General features: G+C 61.4%; 20 protein-coding genes. 13 read left to right on the forward strand and 7 right to left on the reverse strand.

Going from position 1 to position 21,473, the window contains the following annotated elements:
* Positions 1-3: 3 nt before the first annotated feature.
* From rhaS to GA0061101_RS10485, 7 genes are all read left to right on the forward strand, one after another.
* Positions 4-999 (forward strand): rhamnose ABC transporter substrate-binding protein, encoded by a 996-nt coding sequence (gene rhaS, locus GA0061101_RS10455; RefSeq protein ID WP_037192463.1) that lies wholly within the window; start codon positions 4-6, stop codon positions 997-999.
* Positions 1,000-1,072: 73 nt separating this feature from the next.
* Positions 1,073-2,608: a sugar ABC transporter ATP-binding protein gene (locus tag GA0061101_RS10460; RefSeq protein WP_037193212.1), complete on the forward strand. Its 1,536-nt coding sequence runs from the start codon at positions 1,073-1,075 to the stop codon at positions 2,606-2,608.
* Positions 2,609-2,618: 10 nt separating this feature from the next.
* On the forward strand, positions 2,619-3,623 hold the full coding sequence (locus tag GA0061101_RS10465; RefSeq protein ID WP_037192465.1) for an ABC transporter permease: 1,005 nt from the start codon (positions 2,619-2,621) through the stop codon (positions 3,621-3,623).
* On the forward strand, positions 3,620-4,633 hold the full coding sequence (locus GA0061101_RS10470) for an ABC transporter permease (RefSeq protein ID WP_037192467.1): 1,014 nt from the start codon (positions 3,620-3,622) through the stop codon (positions 4,631-4,633). The genes GA0061101_RS10465 and GA0061101_RS10470 overlap by 4 nt, the downstream gene beginning before the upstream one ends.
* Positions 4,630-4,956, forward strand: coding sequence for an L-rhamnose mutarotase (gene rhaM, locus GA0061101_RS10475; protein WP_037192469.1), 327 nt, complete (start codon positions 4,630-4,632; stop codon positions 4,954-4,956). Before GA0061101_RS10470 ends, rhaM begins: the two co-directional genes overlap by 4 nt.
* Positions 4,953-6,338, forward strand: a complete 1,386-nt coding sequence (locus tag GA0061101_RS10480) for an FGGY-family carbohydrate kinase (RefSeq protein ID WP_037192471.1) — start codon at positions 4,953-4,955, stop codon at positions 6,336-6,338. Before rhaM ends, GA0061101_RS10480 begins: the two co-directional genes overlap by 4 nt.
* Positions 6,339-6,665: 327 nt before the next feature.
* The gene (locus GA0061101_RS10485) at positions 6,666-7,772 is read left to right on the forward strand and encodes a branched-chain amino acid ABC transporter substrate-binding protein (protein WP_037192473.1); all 1,107 of its coding nucleotides are present in this window, start codon (positions 6,666-6,668) and stop codon (positions 7,770-7,772) included.
* A 182-nt stretch (positions 7,773-7,954) separates the two neighbouring features.
* On the opposite strand, the gene GA0061101_RS10490 is transcribed toward GA0061101_RS10485, so the two are convergent.
* From GA0061101_RS10490 to GA0061101_RS10505, 4 genes are all read right to left on the reverse strand, one after another.
* Complete coding sequence (locus tag GA0061101_RS10490; protein WP_037192475.1) at positions 7,955-8,779, reverse strand: sugar phosphate isomerase/epimerase family protein; 825 nt, start codon at positions 8,777-8,779, stop codon at positions 7,955-7,957.
* A gap of 20 nt (positions 8,780-8,799) precedes the next feature.
* Positions 8,800-9,975 (reverse strand): dihydrodipicolinate synthase family protein, encoded by a 1,176-nt coding sequence (locus tag GA0061101_RS10495; protein WP_037192477.1) that lies wholly within the window; start codon positions 9,973-9,975, stop codon positions 8,800-8,802.
* Positions 9,976-9,987: 12 nt separating this feature from the next.
* Positions 9,988-11,145, reverse strand: a complete 1,158-nt coding sequence (locus GA0061101_RS10500) for a Gfo/Idh/MocA family protein (protein WP_037192479.1) — start codon at positions 11,143-11,145, stop codon at positions 9,988-9,990.
* A gap of 128 nt (positions 11,146-11,273) precedes the next feature.
* On the reverse strand, positions 11,274-11,981 hold the full coding sequence (locus tag GA0061101_RS10505) for a TetR/AcrR family transcriptional regulator (RefSeq protein WP_081938700.1): 708 nt from the start codon (positions 11,979-11,981) through the stop codon (positions 11,274-11,276).
* 257 nt (positions 11,982-12,238) lie between these two features.
* On the opposite strand from GA0061101_RS10505, the gene GA0061101_RS10510 reads away from it, so the two are divergent.
* On the forward strand, positions 12,239-13,447 hold the full coding sequence (locus tag GA0061101_RS10510; protein WP_037192481.1) for a TIGR03862 family flavoprotein: 1,209 nt from the start codon (positions 12,239-12,241) through the stop codon (positions 13,445-13,447).
* Between the two features lie 19 nt (positions 13,448-13,466).
* On the opposite strand, the gene GA0061101_RS10515 is transcribed toward GA0061101_RS10510, so the two are convergent.
* Together GA0061101_RS10515 and GA0061101_RS10520 are read right to left on the reverse strand one after the other, a co-directional pair.
* Complete coding sequence (locus GA0061101_RS10515; protein ID WP_047638434.1) at positions 13,467-14,420, reverse strand: NAD-dependent epimerase/dehydratase family protein; 954 nt, start codon at positions 14,418-14,420, stop codon at positions 13,467-13,469.
* 670 nt (positions 14,421-15,090) lie between these two features.
* On the reverse strand, positions 15,091-15,819 hold the full coding sequence (locus GA0061101_RS10520; protein WP_037193218.1) for a GntR family transcriptional regulator: 729 nt from the start codon (positions 15,817-15,819) through the stop codon (positions 15,091-15,093).
* A 183-nt stretch (positions 15,820-16,002) separates the two neighbouring features.
* Between GA0061101_RS10520 and GA0061101_RS10525 the strand changes: the two genes are divergently transcribed.
* The 5 genes from GA0061101_RS10525 to GA0061101_RS10545 all read left to right on the forward strand — a co-directional run bounded on the left by GA0061101_RS10525 (position 16,003) and on the right by GA0061101_RS10545 (position 20,916).
* Complete coding sequence (locus tag GA0061101_RS10525; RefSeq protein WP_037192488.1) at positions 16,003-16,989, forward strand: ABC transporter substrate-binding protein; 987 nt, start codon at positions 16,003-16,005, stop codon at positions 16,987-16,989.
* 87 nt (positions 16,990-17,076) lie between these two features.
* Complete coding sequence (locus GA0061101_RS10530; RefSeq protein WP_037192490.1) at positions 17,077-17,856, forward strand: ABC transporter ATP-binding protein; 780 nt, start codon at positions 17,077-17,079, stop codon at positions 17,854-17,856.
* 4 nt (positions 17,857-17,860) lie between these two features.
* Positions 17,861-18,784 (forward strand): ABC transporter permease, encoded by a 924-nt coding sequence (locus tag GA0061101_RS10535; RefSeq protein WP_092573578.1) that lies wholly within the window; start codon positions 17,861-17,863, stop codon positions 18,782-18,784.
* A gap of 16 nt (positions 18,785-18,800) precedes the next feature.
* Positions 18,801-20,048 (forward strand): kynureninase, encoded by a 1,248-nt coding sequence (gene kynU, locus GA0061101_RS10540; protein WP_037192494.1) that lies wholly within the window; start codon positions 18,801-18,803, stop codon positions 20,046-20,048.
* 37 nt (positions 20,049-20,085) lie between these two features.
* Positions 20,086-20,916, forward strand: a complete 831-nt coding sequence (locus tag GA0061101_RS10545; protein WP_037192496.1) for an alpha/beta hydrolase — start codon at positions 20,086-20,088, stop codon at positions 20,914-20,916.
* A 61-nt stretch (positions 20,917-20,977) separates the two neighbouring features.
* Here GA0061101_RS10545 and GA0061101_RS10550 read toward each other — a convergent pair whose 3' ends face one another.
* Positions 20,978-21,409, reverse strand: coding sequence for a VOC family protein (locus GA0061101_RS10550; protein WP_037192498.1), 432 nt, complete (start codon positions 21,407-21,409; stop codon positions 20,978-20,980).
* Between the last annotated feature and the right edge of the window lie 64 nt (positions 21,410-21,473).

Raw genomic sequence — 21,473 nt, forward strand, 5'->3', positions numbered from 1 at the left:
AACATGAACATAGCAAAGAAACTGGCGATCGGCGTCGCACTCGCTGCGGCATTGATGGCCGGCACGGCAAGCGCGAAAGACATCAAGATCGGTCTTGTGGTGAAGTCGCTGGGCAACGGCTTCTTCGAGGCCGCCAACAAGGGCGCCCAGGAAGCAGCCAAGGACCTCGGCGGCGTGCAGGTGATCTACACCGGCCCGACCTCGACCACGGCCGAAGGCCAGATCGAAGTGATCAACTCGCTGATCGCGCAGGGTGTCGATGCGATCGCCATTTCCGCCAACGATCCGGACGCTGTCGTCCCTGCCCTGAAGAAGGCAACACAACGCGGCATCAAGGTCATCTCCTGGGATTCCGGCGTCGCGCCGGCCGGCCGCATCCTGCAGCTGAACCCCTCTTCGAACGCGCTGATCGGCAAGATGTGCCTGACGCTCGCCAAGGATCATCTTGACGGCGGCAAGGGCGACTTCGCCATCCTGTCGGCCACGACGACCTCGACCAACCAGAACATCTGGATCGGCGAGATGAAGAAGCAGCTCAAGGACTTCCCGGGCCTTAACCTGGTAACCACTGTTTACGGCGACGACCTTTCGGACAAGAGCTATCGCGAAGCCCAGGGCCTCCTGACCTCGCATCCGGAAGTCAAGGTCATCGTCGCTCCGACCACCGTCGGCGTGCTGGCCGCGTCACAGGCCGTCAAGGATGCCGGCAAGATCGGCAAGGTCTACGTGACCGGTCTCGGCCTGCCGTCGGAAATGGCCGGCGCCATCAAGTCGGGCGCGACGAAGGAATTCGCGATCTGGAACCCGATCGACCTTGGTTATTCGGCAACGCAGATCGCTTACCGCCTCGTCAAGGGTGAGACCGACGGCAAGCCGGGCAGCGAGATCAATGCCGGTCGCATGGGCAAGATCAAGGTTGGCGAAAACGGCGAAGCCGCCATGGCCGATCCGTTCGTCTACAACGCCACGAATATCGATCAGTTCTCCAAGGTTTTCTGATCGAAGATCTTATCCGCAGCTCTCCGGCGGCGTCAGCCGCCGGACCTGGTTTCATTGATCCGGTACATTGCTGATGACCACAGTCCTTCAACGATCCCTAGCGGACACACCAGCCGCGAACAGTCAGGCCATCCTGGAAATGCGCGGCATTTCTCAGATCTTCCCGGGCGTCAAAGCGCTGGATGGCGTCAGCATTTCTCTCTACCCCGGCAAGGTCACCGCCCTGATCGGCGAAAACGGCGCCGGCAAATCGACCCTCGTCAAGATCCTGACGGGGATCTACCGCCCGAACGAAGGCGAGATCCTCATCGACGGCGAGCCGACGACCTTTGTCAATGCCCAGGCCGCCATCGATGCCGGCGTTACCGCCATTCATCAGGAGACCGTGCTCTTCGACGAACTGACGGTTGCCGAGAACATCTTTCTCGGACATGCGCCGCGCACGTCCTGGCGCACCATCGACTGGAAGACGATGAACAGCCGCTCCAGGCAACTGCTGGAATCGCTGGAAAGCGCCATCGATCCCTCCACCCGTCTGAAAGATCTTTCCATCGCGCAGCGCCACCTCGTCGCGATCGCGCGCGCACTCTCGATCGATGCCCGCATCGTCATCATGGACGAGCCCACCGCCGCCCTTTCCCGCAAGGAGATCGACGATCTCTTCCGCATCGTCGAGGGGTTGAAGGCCAAGGGTAAGGCCATATTGTTCATCAGCCACAAGTTCGACGAACTCTATGAAATCGCCGACAATTTCGCCGTCTTCCGTGACGGCCGCGCCGTCGGGCACGGCACGCTCAAGGAAACGCCGCAGGACGAGATCGTCCGCATGATGGTCGGCCGAGACGTCAAGGACGCTTTCCCGAAAGTCTCGGTGACGATTGGCGATACGGTGCTGGACGTCGCAAATTATTGCCACCGCACAGAATTTCGCGACATCTCCTTCAAGCTCCGCCGCGGCGAGATCCTTGGCGTCTACGGCCTGATCGGAGCCGGACGCTCCGAACTCTGTCAGTCCCTTTTCGGCATTACCAAACCGCTTTCCGGACGATTGACGCTCAATGGGCAGGAAATCCACGTCCGTTCGCCGCAGGACGCCATTCGCGCCGGTATCGTCTATGTGCCGGAAGAACGCGGACGCCACGGTCTGGCACTGCCGATGCCGATCTATCAGAACATGTCGCTGCCCTCACTCGGACGCACCTCGCGCAAGGGCTTCCTGAAGGCCGCCAACGAATTCGCGCTGGCGCGCAAATATGCCGAGCGCCTCGATCTTCGCGCCGCAGCCCTTTCCGTTCCGGTCGGCACGCTCTCCGGCGGCAACCAGCAGAAGGTGGTCATCGGCAAGTGGCTGGCGACGCAGCCGAAGATCATCATTCTCGACGAACCGACAAAAGGCATCGACATCGGCTCGAAAGCGGCCGTGCACGGCTTCATCAGCGAACTAGCGGCAGAAGGCCTCAGCATCATCATGATTTCCTCCGAGCTGCCAGAGATCATCGGCATGGCGGATCGCGTGCTGGTCATGAAAGAGGGCTTGTCGGCCGGCCTGTTCGAGCGCGAAGGGCTGACACCGGAAGCGCTGGTGCGCGCCGCCACGGGCAACGCATAGGGAGGACGGGATGCCACGCATCCTCAAAAGACGCGAAACGCTGCTTGCCATCATCATTGCCGTGATGATCGCGGGCTTCGCGACACGCGCGGCCGGTTTTGCCGAGCCCGCCAATCTCGCCAATATCTTCAATGATACGTCGATCCTCATCATCCTCGCTTTGGCGCAGATGACGGTCATCCTGACGAAATCGATAGATCTGTCGGTTGCCGCCAATCTTGCCTTTACCGGCATGGCGGTGGCGATGCTGAACGCTGCCTATCCCGATCTGCCGCTGATCGTCCTCGTGATCACGGCGATCGTCATGGGCGCGGCTCTCGGCGCCATCAACGGCTATCTCGTCTGGGCGCTGGAGATCCCGCCGATCGTCGTCACGCTCGGCACACTCACCATCTATCGCGGCATGGCCTTCGTGCTGTCGGGTGGCGCCTGGGTCAACGCCCACCAGTTCACGCCGAATTTCCTCAGCGTGCCGCGCACACCGTTGCTCGGCCTGCCCGTGCTCGCCTGGATCGGCATCGCCATCGTGCTGATCATGTATTTCGTGCTGCGCTACACGCGGTTCGGCCGCTCCACCTATGCCAGCGGCGGCAATCCGGTGGCGGCGGTCTATGCCGGCATCGACGTCGGCTGGACGCGTTTCCTCGCCTTTGTCCTCTCAGGGTCGCTTGCCGGCCTCAGCGGCTATCTCTGGGTGTCGCGCTATGCGGTCGCCTATGTCGATATCGCCAGCGGCTTCGAACTGGACAGCGTCGCGGCCTGCGTCATCGGCGGCATTTCGATTGCCGGCGGCGTCGGCTCGGTGGCGGGCGCCGTACTCGGCGCTCTCTTCCTCGGCGTCATCAAGAACGCCCTTCCGGTCATCGGCATTTCGCCGTTCACGCAGATGGCGATATCAGGCACCGTCATCATCCTTGCGGTCGTCTTCAACGCCCGGCGCGAGCGCAATCGCGGCCGTATCATCCTGCAGGATCAGGCGGCGAAGGACACCGCCAGCCATGGAGCAAGCGCATGAGCACCGTTTCTCAATCAAAGACGGAAAAGCGCGCCATTCCGGACCGGTTGGGAACACCGCTCAAACGCATTCTGGCAAGCTGGGAAACGCTGCTGTTCGGCGTCGCAGTCGCGATCTTCATCTTCAATTCGCTGGCCTCGCCCTATTTCCTCGATCCCTACAATCTCTCTGACGCGACGTTCAATTTCACCGAAAAGGCGATGATCGCCTTTGCCATGGCGCTGTTGGTCATTGCCGGTGAGATCGACCTTTCGGTCGCCGCCATCATCGCGCTCGCCTCGACGGCCATGGGCGCTGCGGCGCAGGCCGGCGTCGATACTGTCGGCCTCGTCGCCATCGGGCTTGGGGTCGGGTTGCTCTGCGGCCTGTTCAACGGCTTCCTCGTCTCCGGGATGAAGCTGCCGTCGATCGTCGTCACCATCGGCACGATGAGCCTCTTCCGCGGCATCTCCTACATCGTTCTCGGCGACCAGGCCTATGGCAACTACCCAGACAGCTTCGCCTATTTCGGCCAGGGCTATGTCGTCTGGGTCTTCTCCTTCGAATTCGTTCTCTTCATCGTGCTGGCGATCGTCTTCGCGATCCTGCTGCATGCGACGAATTTCGGCAGGCAAGTCTATACGATTGGTAACAATGATTTTGCCGCGCGCTTCTCCGGCATCCCTGTCGAGCGGGTCAAATTCATCCTGTTTCTCCTGACCGGTCTCATGAGCGGCATCGCAGCAGTGTGCCTGACCTCGCGGCTTGGCTCGACCCGCCCGTCGATCGCGCTCGGCTGGGAGCTCGAAGTAGTGACCATGGTTGTGCTTGGCGGGGTCTCGATCCTCGGTGGCTCAGGCACGATCGGCGGGGTCGTCATCGCCGCCTTCGTCATGGGCCTCGTCACCTTCGGCCTCGGCCTGCTCAACGTCCCGGGCATCGTCATGTCGATCTTCATCGGCCTCCTTCTCATCATCACCATCGCACTGCCGATCGTCGCAAGACGCATCAAGACCATGAGTTCCAGATGACCGCAGCTCTCGAACGCCACGCCTTCAAGATGAAGCTCAATCCCGGCATGGAGGCGGAATACAAAAGACGCCATGACGAGATCTGGCCCGAACTCGTGGTGCTGCTGCATGAGGCCGGCGCCAGCGACTATTCCATCCATCTCGATCGTGAGACGAACACGCTCTTCGGCGTGCTGACGCGACCGAAGGATCACACGATGGCGAGCCTGCCAGACCATCCCATCATGAAGAAATGGTGGGCGCACATGGCCGATATCATGGCGACCAATCCCGACAATTCGCCGATTCAGAGCGATCTCGTTACGGTCTTCCATCTGCCATGACCGCCGTATCAGCCTATCGCCATATCGCAGTGATCGACATCGGCAAGACCAATGCCAAGGTCGTGGTGCTCGATGCTGAGACCGGGGGCGAAATCGCCGTCGTCAAAACGAGCAACGGCGTGCTGAAGACCGGCCTCTATCCGCATTACGATATCGAGAGACTTTGGGATTTCATCATCAGTGCGCTGAAGGGCTTTGCAACGACGCCAGGCTTCGATGCCATATCGATCACCACCCACGGAGCCTCGGCGGTGCTGCTCGATGTCGATGGCGGCCTTGCCTTGCCGGTTCTCGATTATGAGCACACCTATCCGCAAGCCATACAGGACGCCTATGGGCAATTGCGCCCGGCCTTTACGGAAACCTTCTCGCCAAGCCTCTCCGGTGGCCTGAATGTCGGCGCGCAGATCCACTATCAGAAAAGCGTCTTTCCCGAAGACTTCGCCCACGTCGCGACGATCCTGACCTATCCGCAATATTGGGCGTATCGCCTGACGGGCATCGCTGCCAGCGAGGTGACCTCGCTCGGCTGCCACACGGATCTCTGGAACCCGACGACCGGAACCTATTCTTCCCTGGTCGATACGCTTGGCATTCGCACTTTGATGGCGCCGGTTCGCTCGGCTTTCGACGCGCTTGGGCCGGTACTGCCGGCACTTGCAGCTGATATCGGCCTTGCGGCGCCGGCCCCGGTCTATTGCGGCATCCATGATTCCAATGCTTCCCTACTGCCGCATCTGGTCGAGAACGAGGCACCTTTCGCCGTGGTGTCGACGGGAACCTGGGTGATCAACTTCGCCGTCGGCGGCGATCTCGAACATCTCGACCCGGCACGCGATGCGCTTGCCAATGTCGACGCTTATGGCCGCGCCGTGCCCTCGTCCCGCTTCATGGGCGGCCGCGAGTTCGAGATTTTGGCTGCAGACATCGGCGAAGCACCTCCCGAGGCGATCGAAGTCGCTCTTGAGACGGTGATCGGAAATGGCCTCATGCTGCTGCCGAACATTGTTGAGGGATCGGGACCGTTCCCTGACAGGAAGATGCAGTGGATCGGGGATGCCTCAACAAGCAATGCCGAACGTCTTGCAGCCGTCAGCCTCTATCTTGCCCTGATGACGGAAGCCTGCCTCGGCCTGATCGGCGCCAAGGGGCCGATCTTCGTCGAGGGACCTTTTGCCCTTAATCGCGCCTATCTCGTCGCGCTGTCCGCCCTGACGAGGACTGACGTCATCGCTGTGGCGGGCTCGACGGGGACCAGCCAGGGTGCGGCCTTGCTCACCGGCATCCGACCGCCGGCTGCGACGGAAAATCCGCCAGTCCACACCGACCTGCCGGGTTTGATTCGCTATCGGCAGACCTGGCGCGAGGCTTTGGCCGGGTAGGTTTGGTCAATCCGCGCCGAGTGACGGGTGGTCGGGACTGGGAACAACCCCCGACTGCAAGACTACAACAACCATCCCTCGCCGAAAATTTCCGAAAAGTCGCTAAAATTGTCTTCGCGACGGTTATTTTCTTGCGGAATCGTCGCAATATTCCTACAGAAAATACTCTTATGAGCGCTCTCGAGGTCAAAAATGTCCGAAAGCGGTCGTCAGCTTCGATGTCAGTTCTGTTCTCTTTAAGAGCACGCCTTACGGCAGTTTGCGCGTCGAGACAGGCCATTGGGCGGGTTCAAAGGGCGCTGCCGCGCCCATCCAAGGAGAGATAAAATGAGTCTGAAGACATTGACGGCCGCGACCTTCGTCGCTTCGCTGGCCTTTGCGCCTCTCGCGCACGCGGACATCACGATCGGCCTCATCGCGCCACTGACCGGCCCGGTCGCCGCTTACGGCGAACAGGTCAAGAACGGCGCGCAAACCGCTATCGAGGAAATCAACAAGAGCGGCGGCGTTCTCGGCCAGAAGCTGGTCTTGAAGCTCGGCGACGATGCCGGCGACCCGAAGCAGGGCGTATCGGTCGCCAACGGCTTCGTCGGTGACAGCATCCGCTTCGTCGTCGGCCCGGTCACGTCGGGCGTTGCCATTCCGGTTTCGGATGCGCTTGCCGAAAACGGCATCCTGATGGTGACGCCGACCGCGACCGCTCCGGACCTGACCAATCGCGGCCTGACCAACATCCTGCGCACGTGCGGCCGCGATGACCAGCAGGCAACCGTTGCGGCAGACTACGTCGTGAAGAACTTCAAGGACAAGAAGATCGCCATCCTCAACGACAAGGGCGCCTACGGCAAGGGCCTCGCGGACGCCTTCAAGGCTACCCTGAACAAGGGCGGCGTGACCGAGGTGCTGGACGATTCCCTGACGCCAGGTGAAAAGGACTACAGCGCCCTGACGTCGAAGCTGAAGCAGGCCGGTGTCGAGGTGATCTACTTCGGTGGCTATCATCCGGAAGCGGGTCTGCTGGCTCGCCAGCTGCATGACATCTCCGTCAAGGCGCAGATCATCGGCGGCGACGGACTTTCCAACACCGAATATTGGGCGATCGCCAATGACGCCGCTGCCGGCACGATCTTCACCAATGCGGCCGACGCCCTGAAGAACCCGGCTTCGCAGAGCGCCGTTGCCGCACTCAAGGCACGCAACATTCCGGCTGAAGCCTTCACCCTCAACGCCTATGCCGCCGTGCAAGTGTTGAAGGCCGGCATCGAGAAGGCCGGCAAGCCAGACGACGCCGAAGCCGCCGGCGCTGCATTGAAGAAGGGCGAGCCTGTCGATACCGCCATCGGCAAGGTCACCTATGGCGAAACCGGCGACCTCACCTCGCAGAGCTTCTCGCTCTACAAATGGGAAGGCGGTAAGATCGTTTCGGCCGAATAAGCCGTCGGATCGACGCTCTCAAAATCTCGCCGGGCCACATGCTGGCCCGGCTTTTTTATGCCTAATTCACACTATGCTGGCTAGAGCGGTTACGCGTTTCACGGAATCGCCTGACCGCTCTATGCTATTGTTTTTACGCAATTCCGGACGGAAAACCGCTACGCACTTTTCCTGGAATTGCTCTAACAAACAGTGCGGAACCGCTCGATGCAGCTGGCCAGCACCTCCTCACCCGGCCGCTTCCACCAATTGTCTTGCGAGAAGATTTCGACCTCCTGCAGGCCGAAATAGCCGGCTTTCTCGATCTCCGCGCGAATGCCCTTTAGATCGATGACGCCATCGCCCATCATGCCGCGATCCAACAACAGATCCGTGGTCGGGACCAGCCAGTCGCAGATATGGTGCGCCAGGATCCTGCCGCCGGCACCGGCGCGCGCGATCTGCTCGTAAAGCTTCGGATCCCACCAGACATGATAGACATCGATGGCGACACCGATCCCCTCGCCCAGCAGGTCGCAGATATCGAGCGCCTGCTCCAGCGTGTTCACGCAGGCGCGGTCGGCGGCATACATCGGATGCAGCGGCTCGATTGCCAAGGGAATGCCGGCGCCGCGGGCATGCGGCAGGATCGCCGCGATACCGTCGACCACCATCTCGCGGGCATGACCGATATCCCTCGAACCCTCCGGCAAACCGCCGACGACGAGGACAAGACAATCGGCATTGAGCGCGGCGGCCTCATCGATTGCGCGCTTGTTGTCGTCGATCGCCGCAGCCCGCCCATTGGCGTCCGCAGCGGGAAACATGCCGCCGCGGCAAAGGCCTGTCACCTTGAGCTTGTTGTCGGCCACAATCCTTGCGGCCTCCGCGAGGCCGATCTTGTGCACTTGATCGCGCCAGGGGGCGATCGCGACGATACCCTGCTTCAGGCAGGCCTCGACCGCCTGGCGCATGTCGTATTGCTGGCGCACCGTCGCCAGATTGATGGACAGACCCTCTACGGCCATTGCGATGATCCTCTTGTCCGTTAGTCGATGCCGACGGTGGCGAGGATCGTCTTCATCCGGCGCACCGCCAGATCCGGATCCTTCAAAACACGTGCCTCCTCCGCCAGCCGGAACAGTTCCGAAAGATGCAGAATGGAACGCGTGCTCTGCTGGCCGCCGAGCATCTGGAAGTGATCCTGGAAGCCGTTGAGATAGGCGAGGAAGACGACGCCGGTCTTGTAGAAGCGCGTCGGCGCCTTGAAGATATGCCGCGACAGCGGAACGGTCGGTGCCAGGATCTTATGAAAGGCATCGAGATCGTTCTGGGCGAGTTTCGCCAAGGCCACGCTCGCCGCCGGCGCGATGGCATCGAAGATGCCGAGGAGGGCATGCGAATAGCCTTGGTTGTCGCCGGCGATCAGTTCGGCATAGTTGAAATCGTCGCCCGTATACATCTTCACCGACGGGTCGAGCCGGCGGCGCATGACGATTTCCTTCTCGGCCGACAGCAGCGAGATCTTCACGCCATCGACCTTGGCGGCGTTCTGATTGATGATCGCGACCGCTGTCTCCATCGCCTGCAGATCGTCGGGCGATCCCCAATAGCCTGACAGCGCCGGATCGAACATCGAACCGAGCCAATGGATGATCACAGGCTCCTTTACCTGCCCGAGGATACGGTCGTAGACCCGGATATAATCGTCCGGACTTTTGGCCGCCGCGGCAAGCGCGCGGCTCGCCATCAGAATGATGCGGCCGCCCTGCCCTTCCACATAGGCAATCTGCTCCTCATAGGCGCGAATGACATCGTCGATCGTCACATCCGGGCCGGGCGGCACGTGATCGGTGCCGGCGCCATAGGCGATCAGCGCATCCGGCCGATTGCGGGCGGCCGATTGCGCATGCACAATCAGCTCCTTGGCGCCGGTCCAATCGAGACCCATGCCCCGCTGTGCTGTATCCATGGCCTCCGCCACGCCGAAACCGAGATCCCATAGGTATTCCCGGAAGGCGATGGTGCGTTCCCAGTCGATGTTGCGGTCGAGCCAGGGATCGTTGTCTGCCAAGGGGTCGACGACGACGTGGGCGGCAGCGTAGGCGACGCGGTTGAAATGATGACCGCCGGCCGGCTTTACCGGAGCGCTCAACGGCGCGCTGGTGAGCGTGAAGTCGGCAAGGCCGCCGCCGACCGTCGGCAAACGAAGGCTTCTCGTCATGAGGCCGATCTCCTACAGCGCTGTCAGTGCGGGCACATCGACCCAGCGACGCTCGGTCCAGCTCTTCTGCGCCAGCTCCGCCAGCTGCACGCCCTTGGCGCCTTCGCGAAGGGTGAACTTCCACGGCGCGTCCTCGGCGACATGGCGCAGGAAACCTTCCCATTGCACCTTGAAGCCATTGTCGAAGACCTGGGTGTCTGGCACCTCGTCCCAGGTGTCGAAGAAATTGATCGTTTGCGGCTGGTCCGGATTCCAGACCGGCTTGGGCGTGTTGACGCGATGCTGCGTCCAGCACCGCATCAGGCCGCAGACGGCGGAACCATGGGTGCCGTCGACCTGGAAGGTAACGAGATCATCACGCCGCACACGCACCGCCCAGGAGGAATTGATATGGGCGACAATGCCGCCTTCAAGTTCGAACGTGGCATAGGCCGCATCGTCTGCATCCGCGACATAGGTCTTGCCACTCTCATTGACGCGGCTCGGAATATGTGTGGCGCCGAGGCAGCTGACGGCCTTGACCTCACCGAACAGGTTGTCGAGCACGTAGCGCCAATGGGGCAGCATATCGAGGATCATGCCGCCGCCGTCGGCCTTGCGATAGTTCCACGACGGGCGCTGCGCCTGCACGCCCCAATCCCCTTCGAAGACCCAATAGCCGAACTCGCCGCGCACGGAGAGGATCTTGCCGAAGAAGCCGCTGTCGCGCAGCATGGCGATCTTGCGCAGGCCCGGCAGGAACAGCTTGTCCTGCACCACGCCGTTCTTGACCCCGCGCCGCTCCGCCGAAGCGGCGACCGAAAGCGCCTCGGCAAGCGTCTCGGAGATCGGCTTTTCGCAATAGACGTGCTTGCCGGCGGCAATTGCCCGCTCCAGCAGGTCGACGCGCATCTGCGTCGAGCCGGCATCGAAAAAGATCGTATTGTCGGGATCGGCCAAGGCGCTGTCGAGATCGGTCGTCGTTTTGGAAAGCCCATGCTTGCGGGCGATCGCCTCGATCTTCTCGGCATTGCGGCCGACGAGGATCGGCTCGGGCATCAGCTTATCGCCGTTGGCCAGCAAGACGCCGCCCTGTTCGCGGATTGCCAGAATGGAGCGCACCAGATGCTGATTATAGCCCATGCGTCCGGTGATGCCGTGCATGATGATACCGATCGGCTTCGTCACCATAAGTCATTCCTCCCGTAAATAACTATATAGTTACATAACTGACATGGCGAAGCGAGGCTGTCAACGGTCATCGTCGATGGCCGCGGCGGCAATCACCCGCAATTGCTGAGCTTGTCGCGAGAGGGCGCCTAGGGGCGCAGATAGGCGAAGATGACGTCGACGATGTGCTCGCCCCAGGCGTCGATTTCCGCCTTGTCGGAAAGATTGCGCCGGAAGATCGTCGATAGCGTCCAGCGGTTCGTCAGGAAGAACGAGCCGAGCGCTGCGATGCTCATATAGATCTTGACGGGATCGCAGCCGGGGCGGAAATCGCCGGCTGCCGCACCCCGGTCGAGCAGGTCGGAAATCTCTGAAACCAGGGGCGAATGCAGCTCGAAAATACGCGCCGAACGCTTCAGGAAGCGGGCCTTGTGCATGTTTTCCGTGCTGAGAATACCAAGGAATTCAGGGTGATCCAAGAAATATTGCCATGTGAAAACAACAAGCTCCCGCATGCCTTCCACAGGCGATCGATGCGAAAGGTCAAGCCTTGCCTCAGCCGAGCGGATGGCGATGTAGCTGCCTTCGAGAACGGCGACGTAAAGAGCGTCCTTGCCGCCGAAATAGTGGTAGAGCATCCGCTTGTTGATCTTGGCGCGCTCGGCGATCGCATCGACGCGCGCGCCGCCATAGCCGCGTTCGGCGAATTCCTTGGTCGCAGCGGCCAGGATCGCCTTGCTCGTGCGTTCCGCATCCCTGAGACGGGGCCGTTCCGGCGTTGCGCGCGATGACGCCTGATCGATATTCGCAAGGTCTGCGTTCTTTGCGCGGCGCTTCACGGTTCTGGCTTCCGACATCATGGCTCCCGGCGGCATCGTTCAAGGCTTGTGCGGCCATTCCTGACGCCGATAAGTAACCGATCATCTCATAAGTTGACAGTCCCTCGCGAATCGCTGGTCATAGTAACCAGATGGTTATATCGATTTAAATGTGGATATGTGTCAGACAAGACCCTCCCTGTGGCATGAATTTCCCTGACAAATGAATGGGCTGACCTTGCTTTCGACACCGGTCCGGCCCAAGAGAGCGGATAGGAATTGGCACCGGACGGCTTATGGCTGAGAAGCAGATCGCAATCATCGGCGGCGGCCCCGCAGGGCTCATGGCGGCAGAAGCCCTGTCTCTGTCGGGCCATCGCGTCACTGTCTATGACAGCATGCCGACGGTCGCGCGCAAATTCCTGCTGGCCGGCAAATCCGGCCTCAATATCACGCATTCGGAAGCCTATGGCCTTTTCGCCGACCGCTTTGGCGCGGCCTCGCCCCGGCTGCGCGCGGCACTCGATGGCTTCAAGCCCGACGATATCAGAACCTGGGCGGCGGGGCTGGGAACGGAGACCTTCATCGGCTCTTCCGGCCGCGTCTTCCCGAAGACCATGAAGGCGTCGCCATTGCTGCGCGCCTGGCTCGCCCGCCTGGAGGCGCAAGGTGCGCGTATCATGACACGGCACCGCTGGTCTGGCTTTGCAGACGGCGGTCTGGCATTCGAGACACCGCAGGGGCGCAGCATCGTCCATTATGATGCCGTTCTGCTCGCGCTCGGCGGTGCCAGCTATCCTCGGCTGGGTTCGGATGCGGCCTGGACCGGTTGGCTTCGAGGCAAAGCCATCGACATTGCCGATTTCCAGCCCGCCAATTGCGGTTTCGACGTCGCCTGGAGTGGGCCATTCAAGGAACGTTTTGCCGGCATGCCGCTCAAAGCCGTGACGGCAACATCCGAGGCGGGGACCTTCCCAGGCGAATTCGTCGTCTCGCAGGCGGGTATAGAAGGCAGTCTCGTCTATGCCCATGCCGCCACCTTGCGCGATCGCCTAACAAGCGAAGGCAAAGCCGCGCTCATCATCGATCTGGCGCCCGGCCGAACGGCGGCACGGCTGTCGCGCGATCTGGCTCGACAGGATCCGAAAGCCAGCCTTTCCAATCGCCTGCGCAAGGGCGCGGGGATCGAAGGCGTCAAGGTCGGCCTTCTGCGGGAGCTTGCCGATCCGGCGACCCTTTCGCATCCGGAAAGTCTGGCGCGCCTGATCAAGGCCTTGCCGATTCCGCTTTTGAGACCAAGACCCATTGCCGAGTCCATCTCGTCTGCCGGTGGCATCCGTTGGGGCGAACTCGATGACGGCTATATGCTGAAGAAGCTCCCTGGTATCTTCGTCGCCGGGGAAATGATCGATTGGGAAGCGCCGACAGGCGGCTATCTCCTGTCGGCTTGCTTTGCCACCGGCCGCGCGGCGGCCAAGGGCATCGACGCCTGGCTCAAGCGTTGAGCGATAAGGTCTGAGCTTCTCAGCCGATACGCCCGTTCGCCATCAGCCATGCCACCGATTCCTGAACAGCTTCGAGCGATGTATATCGCGGCTCGTAGCCGAGAAGTCGCTGTGCCTTGGCGATCGAGCAGTTCGGACTGCGGGCGATATGCTCCCATGTCGCCTGCGCATCTTCCGGAGTCCGATCTCTCGCCCATGTCTCATAGGGCAGGAATTCAAGCTTCGGTTCGTGACCAAACCAGCGCGACATCGCCTCAGCATAGCCTCGAAGCGTCACCGCACCGCCCGAGACGGCATGGAAGCTCTCCCCGGTCGAAGCCCGCCAATTGGCGATCGCCCCCATGAACATCTGCGCGACATCATCGGCATGGACATGGTGAACAGTCTCCAGGCCGAAATTCGGCAAGACGAGCGTTTCGCCCAGCGCCAGCGTCGAAAATGCCGACAGATTGAAATGGCCGGCCGGATTAAGGGGAGCCCAGCCAGGGCCGACAATATGGCCCGGATGGATCAGCGTCGCGGGAAAGCCCTTGCGGCGCGCCTCATCCAGCAGATGCGCCTCGATGGCTGCCTTCTGGATTCCATAGTCCCCGAAGGGTCGCTTCGGTGTCTCCTCCAGCGTCGGAACGACCATCGAGAAGCCGTGCGTCCAGATCGTGCCCGTATGCAGGAAATGGCTCACATGACCGGTCAGCGCGTCCGTCAGGTGCCTGGCGCTGTCGAGCGTGAAGCAGATCATGTCGATGACGATATCCGCCTTCAAAGCGCGGATCGCCGGACCAAAACTGCCGTCCTTTTCCATGGCGGAGCGGTCCATCGTCAACATTTCGACGTCGTCCCAGGCCCGGTTCGGCGAATAGGGCTTTGCCTGACCACGGCTGATCGCCACCACGTCATACCCTGCCTCGACCAGCCGGGGCACGAGATAGGTGCCGACATGGCCGGTTGCGCCGATTACCACTGCACGCGTCATGATGTCCTCCCAAAGTCAAAAGCCGGATCCTATCGAAATTCAAAAAGTGATCCGCCCTTGAGAATAGGAGCGCACACCGATTTGTCACCCTCCGAGAGGAAAGGAAGCGGGGATTTTCTTACGGCCGCGCCGATGCGCTGCTTTGGCCCTTCCCGTTCATCGTCGCCGTCCTCCGAACGGATAAGATCAGGACTGCGCTGAACGGTTCGTCCATAAGAATGATTTCCGGATTTGCGGCAATCGCGCGAGCCAGGCCGACACGATTACAGCTAATTTGGGAATTCTTCCTCAATATTATAATACTTGAACGTGAAGCCCCGCAGAAACAGCCGTATTCTCGCGACTAATTGCCGAGCGACATAAAAGTAGAAGAGACCACCGCTGCCAGCGTCACGCTCGCCGGCGAGGCAGAGCGGTTGCGCGAATTGGTGACGCATTTCGAATTGAGCGAAGTGCCGTCTGGCCCCCAATCCCGCCGCGCTGCTGCGTAAGCAACGCCGCCTGCTATCGACTGTAAGTAGGCGATTCTCGTTCGAACGCTTCGCAATCCTGGGGTTCATGGTTTCCAACTCGAACTTCGGGCCTTTGGCCTGCCCAATCGGGGCGCTCCGGATTCAATGTCTAATCCATTGATATTGTATTGTTATTACAATATCCGGACACTGTGGCGCTATCCGTTCTCATCCTCAGAACGGATATAGACCTGCAGCGTATAGCCGATATGCTCCGTCATCAGCGCCTTGGCGCGCTCGAGATCGCGGTCGAGGGCCGCTTCCATCAGCGCCGTGTGATGCTCGATCGCCATCGCATCCTGCAGGGCTGCGGCTGCCTTCTCATAGCCGATCGTCAGGCCGGCGGCGGCGCGCTGGGTCGGCGCCAGACCAAGGAAACGATGGTGGCGGCGAAGCTGGTCGGTGATGGTGGCCTGGAAGCGCAAAAGCCAGTTCGATGTCGCCGCGCTGACAAGCGCTGCATGAAAGGCCGTATGCTTCTCGTCCCATTCGTCAGCCATCTCGTCCGAAGCGGCGTCGGGCACGATCTTGCAGCGCGACAGGCGATAATGCGCGGTGACGACGGCCGATTCCCAATCCGGACCGCCCTTTTCGATCGATTCCAACAGCAGCGGCAGTTCGATGACCATGCGCGCCCGCATCAGGTCCTCCAGCTCCGCGCGCGATACGGGGGCGACCGCAAAGCCGCGATTGCTGACGGCCGTTACCAGCTTTTCGGCCTCCAGCCGCGACAGCGCCTCGCGAAGCGGAGTCCAGCCGACGCCATAGGCATCGCGCAGGGCGGCAAGCCGCAGGGATGCGCCGGGCCTCAGCCTGGTGTTGAGAATGTCGCGCCGCAACAGCCAATAGGCCGCCTCCGTCTTGCTCAACGCGTCCTTGTCCTGCATGACGCCCATCCCAATCCTCACATTCCCCGGATTATATATAAAACAGCTGTATCGAGAAATTATATATTAAAGTCGCCCGTGGTGCATATCATATATCGCAAATTGACAGGCTTGCAGCAGTCGCTATGATCCCGCCCAAGAAAGCCGAAAAACACGGCTCCTTGACACATGCGGGAGGGAAATATGCTGAAATCTACGTCCAAATGGCTGTCCAGCCTCGTGGTTGCCGGTGCCTTCATGGCAGGCGTCGCCTCGGCGTCGGCAGAACCCATCAAGATCGCAATCGCCAACTTCGGCGAGCATCCGCAGCTCAATGCCTCGATCGCCGGCTTCAAAAAGGCGCTCGCCGAGAATGGCTTCGTCGAAGGCAAGGATGTCGTCTATTCCGAAAGCAACACGAGCTTCGACGCCTCGCTTGTGCCGCAGATGATCGCCAAGCTGCAGTCCGAACATCCGAAGCTGATGTACACGGTCACGACGCCGGTCTCGCAGATCGCCAAGAAGGCGCTCGCAGGCTCCGGCATTCCGATCGTCTTTTCGGCCGTGACCGATCCGGTCGCCGCCAAGCTCGTCCCCTCCTGGGATGCCGGCGGCGAAGGCATCACCGGCGCCAGCGACCTGCAGGACATCGCCGCCATCATGACCTTCACCAGGAAACTGCTTCCGAATGCCAAGCGCTTCGGCGTCCCCTACAATCCGGGCGAGGCCAATGACGTTGCCCTTCTCGAAAAGGTCAAGCAGGCCGCACCGGCAGCCGGCTTCGAAGTGGTTCCCGTCGGCGTCGACAACGTCAACGACATCCAGCAGCGCATCGCATCGCTCGCCGGCAAGGCAGACGTGATCTACACGCCCGCCTCCAATCTCCTGCAGCCGGCAATCACCGCCGTTTCTTCCGCTGCCCGTCAGGCCCAGATCCCGATCGTCAATTCCGACGACGCCGCGGTTCGCAATGGCATCGTGCCCGCGAGCTTCGCCGTCAACTACGAGCAGGTCGGCGAAAATGCAGGCAAGATCGCGGCCCAGATCCTCAAGGGTGCCGATCCGAAGACGATCAAGCCTTCGCTTCCGGCCTATGCCGACCATGCGCCGCTGATCAACAAGACAGTGCTGAAGGCATTCGGCGCCGAAGTGCCGGCATCGCTTGCCGATTGCAATTGCTTCACCAAGTGATCGGCGTCATCGTCTAACGATCATTCGATCCATGGCGGCGTCACGAACGCCGCCATTTTCCAAGCCTACACTGCAGGGGAGGCACGGATGCTGGACATCAAATCCGCGCGCAAGGTTTTCTACAGGGGCCAGCCGGACGAGAAAGTCGCGCTCGACGGACTGACACTCTCCCTCAAATCCGGTGAATTCGGCGTCGTCATCGGCTCGAACGGCGCGGGCAAGAGCAGCATGCTCAACGCGATCTCGGGCGCGCTCAGCCTCGATTCCGGAGAGATACTCATCAACGGCGACGACGTCACCGACATGCCGGTGCACAAGCGCGCCGCGCGCCTTGCCCGTGTGTTCCAGGATCCGATGAAAGGAACCGCCGCCAGCATGACGGTCGGCGAGAACATGCTTCTCGCCGAACTGCGCGGCAAGAAACGCGGGTTGCGACCCGGACTGAACGCCTCCCGCCTCGCGACCTACAAGGAGCGCCTCTCCGTTCTCGGCCTCGGCCTCGAGAACCGGCTTGATACCAAGGTGGAGCTGCTTTCGGGCGGCCAGCGGCAATCGCTCTCCCTCATCATGGCAGTCGGCGGCTCCCCCGATGTGCTGCTGCTCGATGAACATACGGCAGCGCTTGATCCCCGCACCGCCGACATCGTCATGCAGGCGACGGTGCGCACCGTCGAGGCGCTGAAGCTGACGACCCTGATGGTGACGCACAACATGCAACACGCCGTCGATTTCGGCGACAGTATCATCATGCTCGACGCCGGGCGCGTCCATCTCGAAATTACCGGCGAAGGAAAGCGGCGCATCACGGTGCCCGAACTGATCGGCCATTTCGCCGTCAAGACCGACCGCATGCTGCTGGTGAGCTGAGATCATGGATTTCATTCAGACAACCTTTTCGAGCTTCGTCTCGCTCATCCCGGTCACGCTGGCGCAGAGCTTCATCCTGAGCTTCGTCGTCCTCGGTATCATGATCCCCTTCCGCATGCTGACCTTTCCGGACCTGACCAGCGAGGGCGCCTTTCCGCTTGGCGGCTGCATCAGCGGCATTCTGCTTGCAGCCGGCGTCACACCGCCGCTCGCCATCGTCGTGGCCTTCGCCGTCGGCCTTGCCGCCGGCTGCTGCACGGCGTTCATCCACCTGCGCTTCCGCATCCATACGCTGCTTGCCGGCATCCTGATGTCGACCATGCTTTACAGCATCAACCTCGCCATCATGGGCAAATCGAACCTTTCCGTCTTCGGCTCGCCGACCGTGTTCGACTGGGTGCCGTTCACGGAGGCCGGCTTTCCCGCCAGCAAGATCGTCGTTGCCGGTTTCATCGCTCTCGTCGTGCTGATTGCACTCAATCTCTACTTCAAGACGGAAAAGGGCACGGCCATGCGCGCCGTCGGCTCCAATCCCGACATGGCCGAGGCACAGGGCATCAATGTCTGGGCCGCGACCATCGGCGGCGTCGGCATCGCCAGCGCCTTTTCCGCAACAGGCGGCGCACTGATGGTGCAGTCGCAGGGATTTGCCGACGTCAACATGGGGATCGGCATCCTGATCAACGGCCTTGCCGCGCTGATGATCGGCGAAGCCTTCACCGGTAAGCAGAGCGTACTGCGTCAGCTGCTGGCCCCCTTCGTGGGGTCGATCATCTATTATCAGCTCGTGTCGCTCTGCCTTGCAGCCGGCATGCCGCCGCCGAACCTGAAGCTCGCCACCGGCCTGTTCGTGCTTGCCATGCTGGCGCTGCCGAGCATCCGCCGCAGCCGCGGGGGAGCGCCCGCGCGGGAAACCATTCGCGAATAAATCAAGAGGCAATATCATGGACAGCCTTCCCGATCTCGCCGCCGTCGAGGCCCTGGACGAGGCCGATCCGCTGCGTGTCTTCCGCGGCCGTTTTGCCCTGCCGGCCGGTGTCATCTACCTTGATGGCAATTCGCTCGGCGCGGCATCGCACGAGGTCTTTGCCGAAGTGCGCCAGGCGGCCATGGAAGAATGGGGCAACGGCCTGATCCGCAGCTGGAACAGCGCCGGATGGTTTCATCTGCCGCTCGAGCTCGGCGATCGCATCGGCCGGCTGATCGGCGCCGCCGAAGGCCAGACTGTCGTGACCGACTCCACGTCGATCAACATCTACAAGGCGCTTCATACGGCTTTGACGATGCGGCCGGACCGCAACGTCATCGTTGCCGAAGGCGACAGTTTCCCGACCGACCTCTATATGGCCGAGGGCGTGGCCTCGACCCGTCCTGGGGTTACGCTCCGTCTCGAGGGTCGCGATGCCGATACCATCGAGGAATTGATCGACGAGAGCGTCGCCGTCGTCCTCATCAATCATGTCAACTACAAGAGCGGCGAGCTGCGCGATATGGCGGCACTGACGAAGCGCATCCAGGCGGCCGGCGCACTCGTCATCTGGGACCTGTGCCACAGCGCCGGCGCCCTGCCGGTCGATCTCGATGGCGCGGGCGCCGATTTCGCCGTCGGCTGCTCCTATAAATATCTGAACGGCGGCCCCGGCGCGCCGGCCTTCATCTATGCGGCCCGCCGCCACCATGCATCTATCGTCCAGCCGCTCAGCGGCTGGTGGGGCCATGCTCGTCCCTTTGCCTTCGAGCGAAGCTTCGACGGCGACGTCGGCATCAAGCGCTTCCTCTGCGGCACGCAGCCCATTCTGTCGTTGCGGGCGCTAAAGGGTGCTCTTTCGATGTGGGACGAAGTGGACATGAATGCTCTGCGCCGAAAAAGCATAGCGCTCACCGATCTCTTCATCCGGCTGGTCGAAGCGAAGTGCGGCCGATATGGCGTCGTATTAGACACCACGCGCGACAGCGAAAGGCGTGGCAGCCAGGTCTCCTTCACCCACGGCAATGGCTATGAGGTCATGCAGGCGCTGATCGAGCGTGGCGTCATCGGCGATTTCCGCGCGCCATCAACGCTGCGCTTCGGTTTCACGCCGCTTTATGTCAGCTATCGCGATGTGTGGCTGGCAGCTTCGGTGCTGGAAGAGATTCTGAGCAGCGGATCCTGGCAGGATGCACGCTTTGCCGTGCGCTCGGCTGTAACCTGATCCATTGTTGCCGATCGCCGGAACGGAGGAGCCATAGATGAGCTATTTCAAGGTCACCGATTGGGATAGTGCCTATACCAACGGCGCCTACATCGTCGACGGCGATCGGTGGCCGGATGCATGGGTCGAGCCCGCTCGATCCTTCCGTGACAACCTGGCAACAGCCGGAGGTGCCAGACTAGACCTCGTCTACGGTCCCGCCGAGCGCAATCGCTTCGATCTCTTCCTGCCCGAAGGACATCCGAAGGGATTGGTCGTCTTCGTTCATGGCGGCTACTGGCTGCAACTGGACAAAAGCTACTGGTCGCATCTGGCAGCAGGTCCGATTGCTGCAGGCTACGCAGTCGCCATCCCGTCCTACACGCTCTGCCCTGCAATCCACATTGGCGGGATCGGCAGGGAAGTCGCAGCGGCGATCACAACGGCGGCAGGCATCATCGATGGCCCCGTGATCCTGACGGGACATTCGGCCGGCGGTCAGCTCGTGGCCCGCATGATGACGACGACATCGCCGCTGGACGAGACGATCCTCAAACGCATCCGCCATGTCCTCGCGATTTCCGGCCTGCATGATCTGCGCCCGATCATGAAGCGGAGCATGAACGCGCAGCTTCGCATCGATATGGCGGAGGCACAAAGCGAGAGCCCCGCGCTCCTGGAACCCTTAAGCAATATCCGCCTCACGTGCTGGGTCGGCGGTGCGGAGCGTGCCGAATTCGTGCGTCAGAATGCGCTGCTTGCCAATATCTGGACCGGGCTTGGCGCTGCAACGGAAGTGGTAATCGAGCCCGATCGGAATCACTATACGGTACTCGACGGCCTCACCGATGTCTCTCATCCACTGACGCGAGCCTTGCTCGCGGATTGAAGCTTGCAGTCAATGAAACATGCCCTCGGCGCGCATCGTCCGCGCCGAGGGTTGGCAGATATCACTCGTTGACGGGCGCATTCATGGCCCAGGTGACGCCGAAGGGATCGCGGAGCTGACCCCAGCGATCACCCCAGAACATCACCTGCGGCTCGATGATGACCTCCAAGCCTGCATCGACAGCACGCTTCCACCAGGCATCGAAGTCCTCGACGACCAGCTGCATCACGAACGACTGCGGCTTTTCCAGTGCGTGGCCATACTCGGGAAAGGCATCGCCGAGCATGACCGAGCTGCCGTTGATGTAGAGATGGATGTGCATCGTCCGGCCCTTCTCGTCGACCGGGAACATGAAGGCTTCTTCGGCACCGAAGGCACGCTTGTAGAAATCGGCTGCCTTTACAGCGCCATCCACCGTCAGATAGGCCACGACGCCGCCGTGAACCGGCACGCGGGGCTGCGAGGATTGCGTCTGTTCTGCTGTATCGGTCATGTTCGTCTCCTTGCGAACGGGTTTGCATGTCACGCCCTTGCGGTGGGCCGCCCCAAGGACGTCG

The sequence above is a fragment of the Martinezella lusitana genome (assembly GCF_900094565.1).
Taxonomy (GTDB): Bacteria; Pseudomonadota; Alphaproteobacteria; order Rhizobiales; family Rhizobiaceae; genus Rhizobium; species Rhizobium lusitanum.

Bases quoted from the DNA above. Each gene is read 5' to 3' on its own strand.
- rhaS (WP_037192463.1), top strand. From the start codon at position 4: ATGAACATAGCAAAGAAACTGGCGATCGGCGTCGCACTCGCTGCGGCA.
- GA0061101_RS10460 (WP_037193212.1), top strand. From the start codon at position 1,073: ATGACCACAGTCCTTCAACGATCCCTAGCGGACACACCAGCCGCGAAC.
- GA0061101_RS10515 (WP_047638434.1), bottom strand. From the start codon at position 14,420: ATGACGCGTGCAGTGGTAATCGGCGCAACCGGCCATGTCGGCACCTAT.
- GA0061101_RS10510 (WP_037192481.1), top strand. From the start codon at position 12,239: ATGGCTGAGAAGCAGATCGCAATCATCGGCGGCGGCCCCGCAGGGCTC.
- GA0061101_RS10500 (WP_037192479.1), bottom strand. From the start codon at position 11,145: ATGGTGACGAAGCCGATCGGTATCATCATGCACGGCATCACCGGACGC.
- rhaM (WP_037192469.1), top strand. From the start codon at position 4,630: ATGACCGCAGCTCTCGAACGCCACGCCTTCAAGATGAAGCTCAATCCC.
- GA0061101_RS10530 (WP_037192490.1), top strand. From the start codon at position 17,077: ATGCTGGACATCAAATCCGCGCGCAAGGTTTTCTACAGGGGCCAGCCG.
- GA0061101_RS10495 (WP_037192477.1), bottom strand. From the start codon at position 9,975: ATGACGAGAAGCCTTCGTTTGCCGACGGTCGGCGGCGGCCTTGCCGAC.
- GA0061101_RS10485 (WP_037192473.1), top strand. From the start codon at position 6,666: ATGAGTCTGAAGACATTGACGGCCGCGACCTTCGTCGCTTCGCTGGCC.
- GA0061101_RS10545 (WP_037192496.1), top strand. From the start codon at position 20,086: ATGAGCTATTTCAAGGTCACCGATTGGGATAGTGCCTATACCAACGGC.
- GA0061101_RS10465 (WP_037192465.1), top strand. From the start codon at position 2,619: ATGCCACGCATCCTCAAAAGACGCGAAACGCTGCTTGCCATCATCATT.
- GA0061101_RS10490 (WP_037192475.1), bottom strand. From the start codon at position 8,779: ATGGCCGTAGAGGGTCTGTCCATCAATCTGGCGACGGTGCGCCAGCAA.
- GA0061101_RS10480 (WP_037192471.1), top strand. From the start codon at position 4,953: ATGACCGCCGTATCAGCCTATCGCCATATCGCAGTGATCGACATCGGC.
- GA0061101_RS10520 (WP_037193218.1), bottom strand. From the start codon at position 15,819: ATGCAGGACAAGGACGCGTTGAGCAAGACGGAGGCGGCCTATTGGCTG.
- GA0061101_RS10505 (WP_081938700.1), bottom strand. From the start codon at position 11,981: ATGTCGGAAGCCAGAACCGTGAAGCGCCGCGCAAAGAACGCAGACCTT.
- GA0061101_RS10525 (WP_037192488.1), top strand. From the start codon at position 16,003: ATGCTGAAATCTACGTCCAAATGGCTGTCCAGCCTCGTGGTTGCCGGT.
- kynU (WP_037192494.1), top strand. From the start codon at position 18,801: ATGGACAGCCTTCCCGATCTCGCCGCCGTCGAGGCCCTGGACGAGGCC.
- GA0061101_RS10470 (WP_037192467.1), top strand. From the start codon at position 3,620: ATGAGCACCGTTTCTCAATCAAAGACGGAAAAGCGCGCCATTCCGGAC.
- GA0061101_RS10535 (WP_092573578.1), top strand. From the start codon at position 17,861: ATGGATTTCATTCAGACAACCTTTTCGAGCTTCGTCTCGCTCATCCCG.
- GA0061101_RS10550 (WP_037192498.1), bottom strand. From the start codon at position 21,409: ATGACCGATACAGCAGAACAGACGCAATCCTCGCAGCCCCGCGTGCCG.